This is a genomic window from Vibrio sp. V43_P6S15P86 (assembly GCF_009904725.1).
Lineage (GTDB): Bacteria > Pseudomonadota > Gammaproteobacteria > Enterobacterales > Vibrionaceae > Vibrio > Vibrio diabolicus.
The window spans coordinates 1-17543 of the sequence record NZ_WXWT01000391.1 but is presented as its reverse complement, the minus strand read 5'-3'; the positions used below and the strand labels follow the sequence as shown (position 1 = coordinate 17543).

General features: G+C 47.7%; 11 protein-coding genes. 2 read left to right on the top strand and 9 right to left on the bottom strand.

Features of this window, described 5'->3' with window-relative positions; all coding sequences use genetic code 11:
* On the bottom strand, window positions 1-1990 hold a 1990-nt coding region (locus CAG69_RS17795; protein ID WP_161445455.1), incomplete at its 3' end, for a glycoside hydrolase family 3 protein.
* A gap of 259 nt (window positions 1991-2249) precedes the next feature.
* On the opposite strand from CAG69_RS17795, the gene CAG69_RS17790 reads away from it, so the two are divergent.
* The gene (locus CAG69_RS17790) at window positions 2250-3128 is read left to right on the top strand and encodes a helix-turn-helix domain-containing protein (protein WP_010453513.1); all 879 of its coding nucleotides are present in this window, start codon (window positions 2250-2252) and stop codon (window positions 3126-3128) included.
* A gap of 188 nt (window positions 3129-3316) precedes the next feature.
* Here CAG69_RS17790 and CAG69_RS17785 read toward each other — a convergent pair whose 3' ends face one another.
* Together CAG69_RS17785 and CAG69_RS17780 are read right to left on the bottom strand one after the other, a co-directional pair.
* Entirely contained in the window at window positions 3317-4612 is a 1296-nt protein-coding gene (locus tag CAG69_RS17785) for a carbohydrate porin (RefSeq protein WP_010453515.1), read from the bottom strand.
* 342 nt (window positions 4613-4954) lie between these two features.
* Window positions 4955-6955: a glycoside hydrolase family 16 protein gene (locus CAG69_RS17780; protein ID WP_161445453.1), complete on the bottom strand. Its 2001-nt coding sequence runs from the start codon at window positions 6953-6955 to the stop codon at window positions 4955-4957.
* Window positions 6956-7342: 387 nt separating this feature from the next.
* Between CAG69_RS17780 and CAG69_RS17775 the strand changes: the two genes are divergently transcribed.
* A complete protein-coding gene (locus CAG69_RS17775) occupies window positions 7343-8347 on the top strand; it encodes a LacI family DNA-binding transcriptional regulator (protein WP_161445451.1) in 1005 nt (334 codons plus the stop codon).
* Between the two features lie 90 nt (window positions 8348-8437).
* On the opposite strand, the gene CAG69_RS17770 is transcribed toward CAG69_RS17775, so the two are convergent.
* The 6 genes from CAG69_RS17770 to CAG69_RS17745 form a co-directional block, all read right to left on the bottom strand.
* Window positions 8438-11887 (bottom strand): hypothetical protein, encoded by a 3450-nt coding sequence (locus tag CAG69_RS17770; protein ID WP_161445449.1) that lies wholly within the window; start codon window positions 11885-11887, stop codon window positions 8438-8440.
* 69 nt (window positions 11888-11956) lie between these two features.
* Complete coding sequence (locus CAG69_RS17765) at window positions 11957-12940, bottom strand: ABC transporter ATP-binding protein (RefSeq protein WP_161445447.1); 984 nt, start codon at window positions 12938-12940, stop codon at window positions 11957-11959.
* A gap of 12 nt (window positions 12941-12952) precedes the next feature.
* Window positions 12953-13906, bottom strand: coding sequence for an ABC transporter ATP-binding protein (locus CAG69_RS17760; RefSeq protein ID WP_161445445.1), 954 nt, complete (start codon window positions 13904-13906; stop codon window positions 12953-12955).
* Window positions 13903-14895 (bottom strand): ABC transporter permease, encoded by a 993-nt coding sequence (locus CAG69_RS17755; protein ID WP_161445443.1) that lies wholly within the window; start codon window positions 14893-14895, stop codon window positions 13903-13905. Before CAG69_RS17755 ends, CAG69_RS17760 begins: the two co-directional genes overlap by 4 nt.
* Before the next feature lie 8 nt (window positions 14896-14903).
* Window positions 14904-15878 carry an ABC transporter permease gene (locus tag CAG69_RS17750; protein ID WP_161445441.1) on the bottom strand — a complete coding sequence of 325 codons (975 nt, stop codon included), beginning with the start codon at window positions 15876-15878 and terminating at the stop codon, window positions 14904-14906.
* A 102-nt stretch (window positions 15879-15980) separates the two neighbouring features.
* Window positions 15981-17543, bottom strand: a 1563-nt coding sequence (locus CAG69_RS17745) for an ABC transporter substrate-binding protein (protein WP_161445439.1), incomplete at its 5' end; no start/stop codon positions are given.

The window sequence follows — 17543 nt, the reverse complement described above, 5'->3', positions numbered from 1 at the left end:
GTGCACGCTCAGACATGATGCTGTCCACATCCACACGAGCGGTTTCCTGATCGTTCGCCGCATAGTGTTTGATGGTGCCCGATACGCCTGCTTTGCTTAAACCACGAGTCTGCGCTGCCGCCATTACGCCCGTCATAAACGGATCTTCAGAGAAGTACTCGAAGTTACGTCCATTCAAAGGGTGACGATGAATATTAATGCCAGGGCCAAGCAAGGTATCAATGTGGTTGGCACGCAACTCTTCACCAATCAGGAAGAAAAGCTCTTCGTTTAGAGCAGAGTTCCAAGTACAACCAAGCAAAGTGCCAATTGGTACCTGCGTTGCCTTGTGTCCACTGTCCATACGAATACCTGACGGGCCATCTGCTGCCGCTGCCGTTGGAATACCAAGTTCAAACAGGCTGTCCGACACACCACCAAACGCGGCGGCCGTTCCCGGCGTCACTTTCGGACTGCACATACCTTCACCACGAACGATAGTGGCAAGTTGCTCCGGTGACATCTGCGCAACAAAGTCCTCTAGGCTCGCTTTGCCTTGTTTCACATCCATCAACTTAATGCCTTGATTACCGGTCAGTTCGAACGTGCGAGGCATATTAGCTTGGATACGCTCAGCTAAAGAAACGCTGCGTTGTGGCGTCATTTCATGGCTCATCGCATACGTGCCATTGTCGCTCTTTTGTGCAGGCTTCATGCGTTCAAATTCATGGATTGGCGCGCAAGCTTCACTCAATACTTCAACGACTAATGTGTCATCCAATTGGAACGTCGCCGCAACTGGCTTAGCGTGACGTACACTTTCACCAATACAGAACTGGTAGCAACCTGCTTCCAGCACATAACAGCTGCGATGTCCGGTCGCGCCGCTGTCATCGTAAGAAGCGAGCAAAGCAACAGGTACTGAGATACGAACCAACTCACTCGCGCCAGGCTTAAGTGTTTGTGTTTTCGCAAAGCCCGCCAACACGCGAGCAGGTTTACCTAGCTTGCCTTGGGGCGCTTCAACATAGAGCTGCACCACTTCTTTCGCAGCAAATTCAGAGCCAACGTTGCTTACTTCAACATCAAAGTGCAGCACAGCGTCTGCGCCTTGCCCTTCAGTTGTGAACTCGACCAAATCACGGCTGAAATCGGTGTACGATAGGCCAGCGCCAAACTCAAACTGCACCACTTCAGGATTGAAGGTTTCAAAGTAACGGTAGCCCACGTAGATATCTTCAACGTAGATGTTACGGTCTTTACGCCCAAAGTTCGCCGATGATGGGTAATCAGCAAGATCGTAAGCAATCGAATCGGTCAAACGTCCACTTGGTGATTGCTCGCCAGAAACGATATCCGCCAAACCATGACCGCCTTCCATACCCGCAGCCCAACTGTAGAGCACACCTTTGATGGATTGATTGCCTTCGATGGTGTTTAACCACGCCATGTCCATGATGTTGGTGACGTTCATCACCACAATCACGTCGTTGAAGTAGCGATTGACCTTGGCGATCATGTCCGCTTCTTCTGTAGTTAAACGGTAGCTGCCCGGCTCGTTGGCGTTGTCTTGGTCTTCACCAGCGGTACGACCAATAAACACCATGGCTTTGTTGGAGCTCAATGCCGCTTTGGCAACAAGTTCATCAGTCAGTGGCATTTCCTGTTGGAACCAAGGTTCCGCCGCCCAGCCACCGCCGCCATCGTCAAATGGGTGCTCTGCAATCCAATCTTGATAGACCGCAACCAAATCTTCATTCAAACGGACCTTTGCATTAGCGCGCAACCCGTCTAGCGCACTGATCGCGTAGGGCACATTCACTGCCCCGCCCGAACCTGTGCCGCTGCGGTGAGTATCAATTTGGCAGCGACCAAACAGAGAAAGAGTGTCTTGCGCGGTCAGAGGTAAAACTGCGTCATTATTTCTGAGAAGTACAATCCCTTCTGCTGCCGCTTGTCGGCTTACAGGGACGAGGTTCTTTTGCGCTTGGCTAATTTGTTTATTGTTCATACACAACCCACAACCGTTCATTTCTATTTCGTATTTCAGCGCGCTGAATGACAAAGGATCACTAAAGTCGCGCAAGTCGTTATTGGCATCGTGCTTTTCGCCAGCTAAACAGGCATTGAAGGCAAGTTAAAAAACGTCGCCAGCCCAGCAAAAACGTGCAAAAAACGTCGATGAGAATTCGTTTTTCTATGGGGAAATAGTATGCTGACCGGATGCGCCATTCTACCAAAATGGCGACAGTAAAAAGGAATATCGCGACATGAGCATCATCTACCAACTCAAAGCACATCAGAAGCACAGTCATCTCAAGTTTGCCTACGTCGACGGACATCACCATTGTGATTTTGCCGCGCACAAACATGACTTTTCTGAACTGTTTTTAGTGGTCAGTGGCAGCGGTAAGCACACAGTCGCGGAATACGAATACCCGCTACACAAAGGCGATGTATTTGTGATTAATGGCGACATCGAGCATGGCTTTCGAGACGTAAACAAACTCAAGATCATTAACTTGATGTTTGACTCCAACACGCCGTTTTTTGAAATACCTTCGATGCGCCAGTTGTCCGGCTACCAAGCCATGTTCAAAGTAGAACCTATCGCGAGACAAACCACCGAGTACAAAGCAAAACTGACCCTAGACCGTCAGCAATTGCCAGAAATCGAACGCCTTTTGTCAGATTTGAAGTCGGAATATGAAGCCTCACAGCCTGGATTTGAAGTCATGCTAACCAGCTTAATGCAGCAGTTGGTGATTGCTCTTTCCCGAATGTATCAAGACCAAAGCCAAGAGTTACCACAAACCACACTTGCACTCAGCCGAGCCTTGGTATTTATTGAGCAGCACTTCAGTGATGTCGGCGTAAACAGCGATGCAATTGCGAAGGCAGCCTTCATCAGTAAACGTCAGCTAGAAAGGCTATTTCGCCAGTTTTTAGACACATCACCGAACCAGTATTTACGTGATGTGCAGTTGAACTACGCGACAAAGTTATTGTGTGAAGAGAACGAGCGATCGGTACAGCACATCGCCGAACAGTGTGGATTTTCAGACAGCAACTATTTCTCGAAATGCTTTAAACAGAAGTTTCAGCACAGCCCAAGAAGTTACCGCAAAGAACATTTCTTACAGGCATAAAAAAAGCCGCTATGCCAGCGGCTATGAATGGGCAACCATCCACTGCAATATAATCGAGCTCCCCCGTTATGTACTTAGTCACTTACAACGCCATAATGTTAAGTAAACTATGTATGTTCTCGCATATTGCTAAAGGGATTTGATGCGGCTCCCCAAGAACCGCATCTGAGTTAAGAACTAAAAGGTGATTACCACCAAGCTTCAAACATTGCGCCAACCGTAAGCGTATCTACGTCAGTTGCCACTTTTTCACCGCTGTCATTAAAGCCAGTGTACTCGTTATCTGCATTACCCACTGTTGCGTAGAAACGTAGCATTGGACGAGACCAGGTTTCAGGACCGATCGCCATATTTTGTGACAGCGTCATTTTCCAAGAGCTGTTCGTAGCATCAAAGTCATCGTAATCCACAACGCTGTAACCTGCTTCTAGCCAAGTAGAGTGGATGTCGTTCCATTGGTAAGTAGGACGAACGATCGCGTTGTAGTTTACGCGGCTATCTGTACCTTCAACTTCAAGCGATTGGTATGCAGCCAAGTATTGCACACCTAATTTGTCAGTAAGAGAAGTGCCGCCATCAAAACTCACTAGCAGTGCATTCTTGCCTTCTTCTAACATATGGCTGTAAAGAACACTGTCTGTGGTGTTATCAGAGTAACGAACAACTAAACGTTGACCAGCAACGGATAACTCACCTGCAACTTGGTAAGCCGTCAAGTCATCACCATCGAGCTTTTCTGATGCAAAGCCGTAGTTCGCATATAGGCTTAGATTCGCAGATTCACCTAGCTGAATACCGTGTAGCTTACTGGTGATTGCGTAACGGCCTGTATCGCCAACCATATCACCTTCGATTTCTCCTACAGCACCGAAGTCCAGTTTCGCCCCACCTAGGTTAAGGTTGTAGAAACCCGCACCCTGGCCATCGTGTGTCATCCAAAAGTAATCGTTCAAATCTGTTTGTGGACGTTGGTGAAAGTCACGACCAGCCCAAACGTAAAGGTCTGGCTGCGACTCAAATAGGTTTGTTGCACCAGCATACATCTTCTTCACGTTTACGCCGCCATCATCAGCCCAAGAAGAGTCAGCCCAATGGTCTAGCATCAAAACGATATCCCAAATCGCACCGCCATCACTCTTAAACGCTTTCGCTAATTGGAACTCACCACCGTTGCCTTCGTTACCTAAACGGCCTGTTGCATTCGCATTCAATGCACCGAACGTACCTACGGTTTGAGCGTCGCTGCCTTGGTAATGCGCGCCGTAACGAGCGTAACCAGAGAACACTATACCCAGAGGAACTTCTGTTTCTGGTGTTAATACGGCAGGTTGTTGATCGTAAACGTAGCCAGATTCGATTTTCGTTTCTAGTTCTTGAATTCGTTTTTCAAGCGCTTCTACATCAGAATTTGCAGCAAGAGAAGGTAGAGAAGCAAACGAAGCCGCCACTGCTAAGGTAAGAGGTAAAACTTTAAAGTTTTTCATGATAACTCCATCATTATTATATTTTGCATTTTCAAGAAAGCGCTTTCTTAATGGGGCAAAATTTTTTGCCTAAAATGAGCAAATTGAGCCAGATTTGAGAGAAAAAGACAGAAACCCTCAAACCATTAGCAAAAAAGCCATTCCCTAACGCTTTTGACGGCATTATATGGACAAAAATCGAGCTAAAAAGTGATCAAACTCACCAAGAAAGCGTTTTCTTAGTGTATAGATCACATCATTGAAAGGTTTGATCCTTGAGTTGAATGATTGATCCGTCAATTAACAAAAAAGCTCATCTCGTAAGATGAGCTTTGATTCATAGTCTCAATTCAATCGTGTCAATTAGGGGGCAACAAAACGAATATTGCGTAATTTAACGTGTAGGTTTTCTCCACCTAGCCCTTCTAAAACAAATGGGTTGGTTACGCTATTCACATCAAATTGACTTCCTGGTGAGAAACGATTCTCCGCAGCAATAAAGTCAACAACTGGAATAGCGTATGTATGCCATTGCCCATCAGCCAGTAGCCCTTGAGGGGAATCAGCTAACGCAATATCACTCACATTTGGCCAACCGCTATCCATCTTTATCAAGACATCTGAATTACTGCCTAAATCAACAATATTGATATCAAACTTTAACACCCAGTTTGCGTATCGACTCATGTCCAGTGCTGACTCAGCGGTAAAAAATAGGTTTCCTGCACCACTAAACTGCGCATCGAGCACCCCATCTGAAAAGTTACGGCTGTCAGGAGCATCAGCGGTATAACCATCCAATGTAAACCCTTCTACTATGCTGTCAGTCGCGATAATCAAAGGCTTGGTAAACACTAGGTTGTCGACTTTAAACGCGAGATCAACATTGTTGACGGGTTCAAATACCACGGGGTTGCTTACGCCAGTGATGGAAAAACTATTGGCACCTGCAGCAATAAAGTCATTAACGGAGAAAACAAATGACCGCCACTCGCCTACCGCTGGTAAATGTGCGAATGGGATATCAATAGGAGCTAACGCTGGATAACCACTATCCATTTTTACCGACAATGCGCTAGCGTTCCCCGACACCAAGCTCAAATCAAAACTCAAATCACCATCAATAAACTCACTCATATCGAGTGCACCATTAAGTGATTCGATGTATGCATTGCCGTTATCAACAATCGAGATATTAATCAGGTTATCAGCAATGGTTCGGGTATCATTACTGCCGTCATCCCAACCATTTAAATTAAAGCCATCTAGCAAGTCACCACTTGCAAATAATGGCAGCGACATAGCAGAAAGATCCACTTCCTTCGGGAAGTCTGGTTCTACAACGCCCTCATTCGTAACCGCGGCGTCAGACGCCGGTGTCGCACAACCTTTACCAGTTTCAGGGTCGACAGTGCATTGATAAATGCGTACGTAATCTACCTGCATTTCCGCTTGTTCAATACTTGCATCAATCCCACCATCATTAACGGATGACGGCCAACTTCCCCCCATAGCAAGATTTAAAATCAGATGAAACTTCTGGTTGTATGGCGCATCCTCAGCACCACTTATCCAATTACCTTCATCATCCTGGTAGTGGCTCCACCAGCCTTCACTGGTTTGTGTGGCATAGTGGACATCATCCACATACCAGCGGATTTCACCCTGCTCCCACTCAATAGCGTAAGTATGAAAATCATCGGCCGGGCTAATGTTCTCATCACCAAAATCGTACTCTTCACCCGAGTAAACATTGTTCGGCCACGCTTTACCGTAATGAAGGGTACCATGAACACGATTTTCTATTTTCTCGACCCCTTCGTGCTGATAAGTGGTACCCAGGTTGACGGCTTCCATGATGTCAATTTCCCCTGATGCAGCCCATCCTCCATACACATAGTCTGTTGGTAGCATCCAGATTGCAGGCCAGGTGCCTTGTCCTAGGGGTAACTTCGCACGAACCTCAAAGCGCCCGTATTTCCAATCACCTTTATTCATCGTTCGTAAACGAGCGGAAGAATAAGGTAGTGTCGTCAACGTTTCGCCATAACCATCTGAACCTTCTACACTGTCTGGCCCCGTGGTATCACCTTTTATCACTCGAATGGTCAGCTTGCCGTCTTGAACAAATGAATTTTTAGCATCATCGACATAACACTGCTGCTCAGCATTGCCTCCTCCCCAACAGTTCTTCTCGTGATTCCACTTTTCACTGTCAATTTCTTCGCCATCAAACTCATCACTCCAAACTAATGCCCAGCCGTTCCCAACGCTCGGCTCTACCGTGTCACTAGAACTACTGTTACACCCAACTAGAGACAGAGACAGCAAGCTGGTGGTAACAACCAATACGTCCTTTTTCATTTTCGTTTCTCCTATTTCGCACGCAAAAGAAAGCGCTTTCTTGCTAGTGCAATAAAAAAGATGGATAATCCATCTCACAATAAACGTTAAAGGTATGGTTTAATTCCATAAGCATATGAATAACCATACAATGAGTTTCAATTAATAGAGTCTAGTAATGGTTTGGCTTGGTGTATGTGATCCCAACACCTATGAAAGCACTTTCTATTGCCGCAGTTCACATTTGAGCTTAATTTATAAACCGATTATCCTCAGTAACCTCAAGGTGCTTGGGGATATCACTCGCACAGAGCGCGATCAAGTCGACAAATGTGATGTACTCCCTATGAGGAATAGGGAACGGCGAGTAACATAGTTCAATAATTAAAATGGATAAGGTACTTCCCATTGATCACGATTAAAGAAGTCTCTGAGCTGGCAAAAGTTTCTCAATCTACCGTCTCACGAGCACTAAATGGTCACCCAACGGTAAAAGAAGCAAACCGAAAAAAGGTATTTGCAGCAATAGAAAAGCTTGGCTACAAACCAAATGCGTTTGCTCAGGCCTTGGCATCTAGCCGATCAAATAGCATCGGGATGCTGGTTGGCTCTTTAGATGGCCCTTTCTATGGCCCTTTAATGCACCATGCGGAAAACACCGTTAGAGAAAGCAACAACCACCTAATCGTGACCAGCGGTTTAGAATCACATTCACGTGAAATCGATTCAATTAACTTCCTGCGTTCTAAGCAAGTCGACGGTTTGATCATTCATTCAGACATGCTGTCAGACGATGAATTGATTGAGGTTATTGAAAAGACACCATCTACCATCGTACTCAACCGTTACATTCCTGAAGTGGCGGACAAATGCATCTTTATCGATAACGAGCTCGGCGGCTATCTGGCAACCAAACACATGCTAGAAAACGGTCACACGAAAGTGGCTTGTATTACAGGTCAGCTAAGTAAAATAGACAGTCGTGACCGCTTGCAAGGTTACCGGAATGCGCTTGCAGAGTTTGGCATCGCCTATGATACGAACTTAATTGTGGAAGGCCGCTTTGACCATGAAGAACGAGGTCTCAACCACACATGTGCTCGGCGGTTACTTGACCGTGATCCCGAAATCACCGCCATATTCTGTCATAACGATAACATTGCACTTGCCGTGTATGATGTGGCTTACGAACGCGGCTTAGAAATTGGCAAAGACATTTCCGTTGTCGGCTTCGATAACGACAGTCACAGTCAGCACATTAGACCAAAACTCACCACGATAAACTTCCCTGTGCAAGAAATGGGCTGCGAAGCAGCGCAAGGGGTGATTGCGTTAGTGCATAAGCAAGAGCGTCCGCTGAAGCATAAACTGACGCCAGAGTTAATCGTGCGAGAATCCGTCGGGAAACGATAATCTCAGTTAAGCACTCGCTACGAATTTTCCGGTTTAATGCCAATACAAAAAGGCCCCGATTGAGTCGGGGCCTTTGCTTATCTCGCTATTTTACACTCGCAGTAATGATGCCGGAATCGACACAACGACTTTCTCTATCTCTCCTGAGCGAGCAAAGATGTGGTTGCTCAACTCTTTCGAGAGCATTAAGCCTTCTACTACTCGATGCTTACCGTTCGATTTAGTTAACGTCACGCCGGCTTGAATGTCCGATGCAACCAATTGATACACAAACGGCACTTGGCATAAAGTGAATGCCAGCTGATCTTTCTCAATCACGTAGCTTTGTGTCTGACCTGCCACATTTTGACAAGAAAAAGACGCCGATTCCGTCAAAAATTCATGACGATGAAGCAGTCGTGGATCGATGTGAATCTCGCCCTCTTCAACCAAAATACCTAGCTCGGTAAAGCGCGTAATGATCTCTTCTTTCACTTGGCCTGTCATACCCGGCTGCTGCGCACCTGCATGTTTTGGTGTATGTGAATACGGGTCCGTTGGGAATGCGCCGTATTTTTCTGGCGTTTTATTAAAACCAATCCCAGCACGTACTCGGTAGTAGTATTCCGCCAGCTTTTGCGTCTCTTCACTATCGGCATCGAGTTCACGCGCCGCCAAATAGTTTTCTTGTACCGCCAGCAGCAGTTTGGACACCATATGCCAGTAAATACAACCCAGCCCTTCGTAACCAAACATGGTGCCAGAGCGACCAGTAAAGGCTTTGTGATTGAACACGTCTTCGTACAGCGCTTCAACCGCTTCCCACGCTTCTTCTGACACGTCAGCATACTCAACACGCAGTTGCTGAATCTGTGCTTTGAGGTAACCGCTGTTTTCTAGGCTAGCATGGAAGTGAAACTGACCTTGCTCATCCACATTCACCAAGCGTTGATCGCCCTTGCTTAACATGGTGCTTAATACTGGTGCCGCATTAACTTGCGCGGCTGTTAGGCTGTTCTTGTTCATGAACGCGCTTAAATCACGATCTGGGTAGAGCATGAAGCTGTTCTGATCTTCTCGGTACATCTCGCTAGCAAACAAGTTGTCTAACAATGTTACTGCCTGAGCTGGCGTAAGGACACCTGCACTCAATACCGCGACTTGGCCTTCCAGCATTGGATACAACTCTTCTACCTGTAGGCTTTCTGACGAATAAGTCAGGATATTGTAGGCATTGAACAGACCATCTTCGCGCAAATTACTGGCGATGCTGGCATCCAACACGGTTAAACTGACGTCAAGCAATTGCTGAATCACCGACGCTTCTACCGTAGTTTTGCCCGAGAAGCCGTTCACACGGTATACGCGTCGACGGAAATCTTCTGCCGCTTTTTCAAGCTGAGTCAGAATCGCTTTGCGAGTTTGGCGCGTTACGGTTTCTTGGCGAATCTCTTTTGCCGCTTCCGACAAGATACGGGTGGTTGATAATAGCCACTCAAACACCTCTTTCGACATGCTTACCGAGGCTGGTGCTTCCGCTAACAATTGCTGTAAGAACGCCACGTAGCGACGCATGTAGTAAAGCGTTACCATCGACAGGCCATTGCCCACAATTGCATTGTTTGCGTCGTTCCATTCTGGGCGCTGTGTATTGAGCCAAATACCGCCATCAAGCACCAAGTTGCTCAGTTTCGCCAACAGGGGCACCAGCACTTTCTCGGTCAGGTTGACCATATACACATCGTTGTTACTACCCAGCACCAAACGACCATCACTGCCTATCGCATCCACGCGTTGTTCGATACTGTGTTGCAGATCATCGTTAAACGTCACGGTATCTTTGGGATTCGCGAACAGCTTATCGACATCGCACAACTCGTAAGGCACGTTGGCGTAACTAAACACATCGGATTGCATCATCGCCAATAGATCATCACGCTGATACTTGTTTGCCAATTCTAGGAACTTCAGCAAGTAGATAATTTGGTGGTCACCCCAGTAGCCAATATTGCTCCATGGGTCATCTGGTTCCAGCATTTCCCAATCAATGCCATCTTTGGTGATGCGGTACGGATTGTAACCGTCCATTGTGGATGCGTTGACAAACTTCGCCAAGAAAGACTGAATGAAGCCCGGGTAGCTGAGCGCAATCGCCTCCCAGTTCTGGAAGATGTCGCGCCAGTTGCCTTGGTAGGAAAGTAAACGCTCACCGTTGTCGTCTTTGAGTTTGATTTCGTAGTGGTTCCAAGGGCGGCTTGGATCGCCGTGGCGACGACCGAATGTCAGCGGTAGATATTCGTAGCTTAGACGGATTAACTGCGCGTCCTCACTTTGTTTAGCCAAGCTGACGAGCTCTGCATGAGTAAACTGCTCCGGCAAATCAGCAAATAAGCCTGCGTGACGCTCAAACACAAGGCGGTTGGCGTTGCGAATCGTCGCCAGCACATCTTTCTTATCTAAGGTATAGTTATTCTCAAACACCCCACCGCGCATGTTATTGAACAATACGTTAGCGTAGTGATGCACACTGGTCTCTTCTTCTGCGGTGATTTGCCACGCGTCTGCACCGGACATCAAACTGATCAATTCTTGCTGGTTGGCCGCGATGCTCTGCTCAACTTGTTGTGTCATGTTAACGGGCTGCGCAAGACGATTTCGCATCGCCGTCACATCGCTATGGTTCTTGTCGATGTCCGCAATGATCAACCACGATTTGCTCTGATTAGCTTCGAGCTTGATGGACTTATGGATCAAGTAGCTGCCACGTACGCCTTTAGTCAGAGTTTCATTCTTGATTTCACGCCCTTGACGGAACGCGCTCACTTGGCTGCTGCTGAGTAAGCGCTGACCATAATCGTTATCGACACTGAACACGGTGGTTGCGAGCAAAGATTCCGCTGGCTCAGCGCGATCACTGAGTTTTGCGTACATGGTAAACAGCGCTAGTGAGCTGCCATCAAGCAGCTCATTCCATTTGTAGGCATCCACCAACGCACTGCGTGTTTGCAGTGCAGACAGTGGCGCGCCAGATGGCAATAAGTTTTGCAAGCCATCAATCAACTCAATCTCTCGAGTTGTGCCTGACAGATCGGTGATTTGCGAACGACGAACAAAACCAAACTCTTCACTGGTGTTCCAGCTGTATTGGAATTTCAGCTTTAACGTGTGGTTAAGCTCTTCGAAAACAATCTTGTCGCCAATGGTATTTTTGTAAAGATGACGCTCAACTTGGTACAACCCATCATGATGGCGGTTGAACGGTTCCCACATCGCCATGCCTTGTTCACGCGCCACTTTGATGATGGTTTTTGAACCGGTATTTTCTGCGTTCTCGTGAATGTGGTCGACAGATTTGTATGGGAACAACGCGTTCTCAGGACGAATACGTCCTGCCGACAAACTGCCCGTGGATGAAATGAATAGCCAATGGTCGCTGGCAGATACGACACTAATAAAAAACGGGTTCATTTGGTCGACGTGCGAAATCTTGTAGTATCGTTCGCCGTCCAAATCGACGAAACTTCCCTCTACGGCTGGGCAAGAATAATGTTCAAAAGTCATAATGTTCTTCCAAAAAATCATGAAAGCGCTTTCTTTTGCGCTTTTTTTTAATAAGCGAATTGGCGCTCTTTATCCTAAGTGGTGACAACGTGCGTAGTGTTCTTCACCAACCTTGGTGGCTTCAGGGACCGACTGCGTGCACACTTCAGTGGCTTTTAGACAGCGACTCGCAAACGGACAACCGACACTGCTCGGCTTCCACAATGGGATTTCACCTTTCTTCGCCATCAAGTCGCGCTTACCGGAGTTACCCACTTCTGGCACCGCAGAAAGCAGTAACTGAGAATACGGGTGTTGCGGATTTTGCGTTACGCTGTCGCTGTTGCCCCACTCGACCATATGACCCACGTACATTACGGCGGTTTTCTCCGCGAAGTAGCGTGCGGTTGCTATGTCATGGGTGATGTACATAAAGGAAATGCCGTGCTTATCTTTCAGATCCGACATCAAGTTCAGAATACCCAAGCGAACTGATACATCGAGCATTGAGATAGGTTCATCTGCCAGAATCACTTCGGGATCGACCGCAATCGCACGGGCAATGGCGACACGTTGACGCTGACCACCACTGAGTTCGTGCGGGTACTTTTCTGCGGTTTCCTTCACTGGTGACAGGCCAACCAGGTCCAGTAGCTCATAAACCAGCTTTGGAATGGCATCTTTTTCCGCACGTTTGTGAATCAACAAAGGACGTGCGATATGGTGATAAATGGTATGTACTGGGTTTAATGAACCAAACGGGTCTTGGAAAATCATCTGCACCTGGCGCGCATACTCCAACTCGCCATGCTGTTTGATGTAGTCCCCTAGGTCTTGGCCTTTAAAGGTCACCTCACCGTCGGTTTTATCGTAGATGCGCGTCAGAACGCGCGCACCCGTGCTTTTGCCTGATCCAGATTCGCCGACAATGGCAAGTGCTTCGCCTTTGCGCAGTTCAAAGGTGACGTCATTCACCGCACGCATCAGATTGCTTTTCGCTGACTGGCCGATTGGAAAGTCTTTGACGAGATTCTTAACTGAGAGAATCACTTCTGGGTTAGTTACGTTATCCATTCTTCTCTCCGATTACATCAAATGGCATGACACTAGGTTGCCGTTATTGACTGGCACCAAGGTTGGATCGCTCTTCTGGCACTCTGCAAAACATGCATTGCAACGTGCTTGGAAGTTACACCCTTGCGGGATTTTCAGCAGGTTCACAGGGTTACCCGGAATGCCGTATAAACGCTCTTTCGGCCCATGAATAGTTGGGAAAGATGAAATCAAACCTTTGGTGTATGGGTGTTGAGGATCACCAAATACGTTTTTGGCATCACCCAGCTCAATCAAGTTACCCGCATACATCACCCCGATACGATCGGCGATTTCGCCCATCAAGCTCAAGTCATGACTGATGAACAGAATCGAGAAGCCAAACTTGCTCTTCAGCTCGTACAGTTCGTTAAGGATTTCACGCTCTACCACCACATCAAGTGCCGTCGTTGGCTCATCCATGATGATCAGTTTTGGCTCCAGCGCGAGCGCTACGGCAATCACCACACGCTGACGCATGCCGCCACTCAACTGGTGCGGGAAGCTCGCCATGCGGTCACCGTGAATACCCACTACGCCAAGCAGTTCAACCGCACGCTCATACGCTTGTTGGTAGGTCACTTTGCGGTGCGCAAGAATCACGTCAGTTAATTGCTCGCCAATAGTGATCACTGGGTTAAGCGAGTTCATCGCGCTTTGGAATACCACCGAAACGTCGTTCCAACGAAAATCACGCAGTTGTTTGTCGTTCATCTTCAACACGTCCTGACCTTTGTAGAGGATTTCCCCTTCAGAGATCAGCGCAGGCGCTTTATGCAAACGCGAGATAGCAAACGCCAAGGTACTTTTGCCACACCCAGATTCACCCGCAATCCCCAAAGTTTCACCCGGTGCAATACTGATGCTGACGTTGTTCACCGCACGAGCCACACCGTTTGGTGACACGTAATCTACGCATAGGTTGTTAATTTCTAATAAGTTGCTCATCTTAGACCTCGGCGCTTATCTGCTTCTTTTTTCAGTTTGTGCCACAGCTTGATGTGTGGGCCAGTACGAAGTTTTGGGTTACTCACTTGGTCAATCGACATGTTGATCAGTGCCAGTGCACCACCTGTGATTGCGAGAGCCATCGCAGGGACTAACATTTCCCACCAAGCGCCGGTGTATAGAGACGAAGACGTTTGCGCCCAGTACAACATCGAACCCCAGCTCACCTCTGTTGCATCACCCAAACCTAAGATACCGAGGCCTGCTTCTGAGCCCATTGCGTAAATCACCGTCCCCAAGAAACCACCAAATACGATCGAGACAAGGTTCGGTAGGATTTCGACTAAGATGATGCGGATTTTTGATTCGCCCATTACTTCTGCCGAGATAATGAATTCTTTGCTTCGAATCGCCATGGTTTGCGAACGAATTACCCGCGCCCCCCAAGGCCAGGAGGTTATCCCGAGCAATATGGTGATGACGAGGGACCCCACCTGCCCTAAGAAAGCGGCGAGTACGATCAGCAACGGGAGCTGAGGGAACACCAAGAAAACGTTAGTTAGGAAGTTAAGACGCTCATCGATTTTGCCGCCGAAGTAGCCCGCAGAGACACCGATAATGACCGCTAAGCTCATCGCAATCACACCAGCAGAAATCGCAACCGTCAGTGACTTTCTCGCGCCATGCAACACTTGGCTGTAGACATCGCGGCCACTACGCGTGGTGCCAAGTACGTGCTCTGCATTCGGCGCTACGTGCGGTCTTGCAACACGACGGTCAGGGTCATGCGTTGCCAGCACTGGGGCGAAAATCGCACCGGCTAAAACGATCGACAGTAACAAGCCACCGATAATGGCAGGCGGGTTGCCGTAGAAAAAAGCGTACACTTTACCGAAGCTTTTTTTGATGCGCTTCCAAGAGAATTTCGACTCACGAGTCATCAGTTCATCGTGCTCAGAAGGCGTTGGGGTATTGATTAATTTTTCCATGATGCACCTTAGTTCGAAATTCGTGGGTCAAGCCACACGTACAGCAGATCGGCAATGAAGTTGGCAGTCAGAACCGCCGTCACTAAGATAAGTAAGATGGCTTGGATAAGTGGGTAGTCACGCGCCACAATGCCTTTCAGCAGAATGTTGCCCAAACCTTGGTAGTTGAACACCACCTCAGTCATGATTGAGCCCGCGAATGAAAAACCAATCGCCATCGCAATCGCCGTTGCGACAGGCAAGATTGCATTACGGCCGGCGTAGCGACTCATCACTTTGTAACTGCTCAAACCTTTCGCTTCCGCCATGGTGACGTAGTCTTCACCCAGTACGTTGATCATCGCGTTACGCATGTTGAATACCCAGGTCGAGATGCCAACTACAACCATAGAGCCCATCGGCAGTACTGCGTGTTTCGCCACGCTGCTGATGAATTCCCAATTGAAGCCCGGTTCCAACGAAGGGTCATAAGTGTAAGCCAATGGCAGCAATTCCATCTTCAAACCGAAGAAGTAGAACAACAACAAGGCGGTCACGATGTATGGGAAGTTACTGATGAAGGCCAGCACTGGCGGTACGACTTGACCAAACAAACCTTCGCGGCGGTAAGAGGCATATGTACCAATGCTGACGCCAATGATCAGCGCCACAATCAGAGAACCAAGCGCTAGGAACATGGTCCATGGAAGTGCCATCGCGATCACTTCAGATACGCTAACAGGGAACATCAACACTGATGGGCCAAGATCAAGCGTGAAGACACTTTTCATGTACGCAATGTATTGCACAAAAATATTGCCATCGACAAAGCCGTACATCTCACGTACAGCGTCCATCTGAGCGGGGTCCATTCGACCTTGCGCCGCAGCAAACAAGGCATCAACTGGGTCACCAGGCATTAAGCGCGGCAACATGAAGTTGAAGGAGATCGCAATCAGAAAGGCAGTAAAATAAAAGCCAAATCGGCGAACTAAAAACGACATATCAAACCTTTAACTTACGAGCCACAACGCGCGATTACTTTTGCGGTTGCGGTTGTGGCTCCGATGTTAATTAAAAAACCTACCTACAATTGAAAGTGCTAGTTATTTCAGGTGTAGGTTGTTCAGGATGATCACGCGCTTACCGCCGTCATACCAAACTGGTTGTACGTATGGGTCTTTCTCACTTGGCCAACCAACAATGTTTTTGGTGCTGTATTGGAACCAAGTTGGGTTTGAGAACAGTGGAATGAATGGCATGTTCTCTGCCGTGAACTCTTGAAGTTCGGAGATGATCGCTTCTTGTTTCTTCGCATCACCAATCTTACCGAAGCTGTCGATCAACTTATCGATTTCAGGAGAATGCACACCGTGACCTGCATGGAAGCCTTTACCAACACGTGAAGTGTGGTAGTACTCTTGGAACGCAAGGATTGGGTTGTCCGACACCATCGACCAGTTGATTGACATGGTGAACGCGCTGTCTTTCAGGTTCTTGTCGTATACTGCCCAGTCCACGGTTTTCACGTTCGCTTTGATACCCACATCCGCGAAGTATTCCGTGACCATTTGCACCACTTGAATCCAGTCTGTCCAGCCGTTTACTACTTCGATATCGAACTCAACCGTTGAGCCATCAGCATTGTCACGGAAGCCATCGCCATTGCGGTCAACAATGCCCGCTTCATCAAGCAAACTCTGCGCTTTCTTTGCATCGTATTGCGTTAGATGGCCGTATTTTTTGTTGACGTTTTCGTCAATGTGATTTTTGTATAGCTCTGCGATACCACCGACGTTGTAGTTCACGGTTGGGTAGCCATAAGCCGCAATGTCCACAATCGCTTCACGGTCTAGTGCCATAGACAGAGCTTGGCGTACGCGCAGGTCATCAAACGGTGCTTTCTTGGTGTTCACGTACAGATGAATGGCATCGTTCGCTGGGTACCAGAAATGGTTATTTTCTTTGTCTTGACCCACAAACGTCGACTCAACGTCAGCAATGAAGTTGGAGCCCCAGTCGATTTCGCCTTTGATCAGCGCCGGTTGGATCTGTGAGTTATCGTTGTACGAACGGAAGTTCACGCAGTCTAGATAAGGGCGATTTTCTAGGTAGTAGTTCGGATTACGACACAGTTCCATCTGCTGCGGTTTTACGTACTTCACTGTCGTCATAGGGCCGCTACCGACAGGGTTCGGGTTAGTAAACGTAGTGTAGTCCGTCACCTTTGACCAGGTATGTTTAGGGACAATGTGGTAAGCCCCGAGATTCCAAAGGAAGGTAGAATCCGGCTCTGCTAAATCAAATACAACCGTCTGCTTGTCACTCGCTTGAATGCTTTTTAGATTGCCCGTTGGCCAAATGGCTTTGACATCAAATGCTGGCGATTTCTTGGTTAACTCAAAGCTGAACACCACGTCTTCTGCGGTTAGCGGCGTGCCATCAGACCACTTCAAGCCATCGCGCAATTTCAAGGTGATGGTTTTTAGATCATCTGAGTATTTAACCGACTCGGCTAAACGGTAATGGGTTTCCCCCGTCATGTTGTTCAGTACAAACAACGGCTCAAACATAATGCCGTGCAGCGTGTCTTTGGTCGTGTAAGGGTTAAAGTTTTCTACAAATCCCGTGTTGATGATAGGCACTGTTAGCGTACCACCTTGTTTGAT

Excerpts from the sequence above, each read along its gene's own strand:
- CAG69_RS17790 (WP_010453513.1), top strand. The coding sequence starts at position 2,250 with ATGAGCATCATCTACCAACTCAAAGCACATCAGAAGCACAGTCATCTC.
- CAG69_RS17785 (WP_010453515.1), bottom strand. The coding sequence starts at position 4,612 with ATGAAAAACTTTAAAGTTTTACCTCTTACCTTAGCAGTGGCGGCTTCG.
- CAG69_RS17780 (WP_161445453.1), bottom strand. The coding sequence starts at position 6,955 with ATGAAAAAGGACGTATTGGTTGTTACCACCAGCTTGCTGTCTCTGTCT.
- CAG69_RS17770 (WP_161445449.1), bottom strand. The coding sequence starts at position 11,887 with ATGACTTTTGAACATTATTCTTGCCCAGCCGTAGAGGGAAGTTTCGTC.
- CAG69_RS17765 (WP_161445447.1), bottom strand. The coding sequence starts at position 12,940 with ATGGATAACGTAACTAACCCAGAAGTGATTCTCTCAGTTAAGAATCTC.
- CAG69_RS17760 (WP_161445445.1), bottom strand. The coding sequence starts at position 13,906 with ATGAGCAACTTATTAGAAATTAACAACCTATGCGTAGATTACGTGTCA.
- CAG69_RS17755 (WP_161445443.1), bottom strand. The coding sequence starts at position 14,895 with ATGGAAAAATTAATCAATACCCCAACGCCTTCTGAGCACGATGAACTG.
- CAG69_RS17750 (WP_161445441.1), bottom strand. The coding sequence starts at position 15,878 with ATGTCGTTTTTAGTTCGCCGATTTGGCTTTTATTTTACTGCCTTTCTG.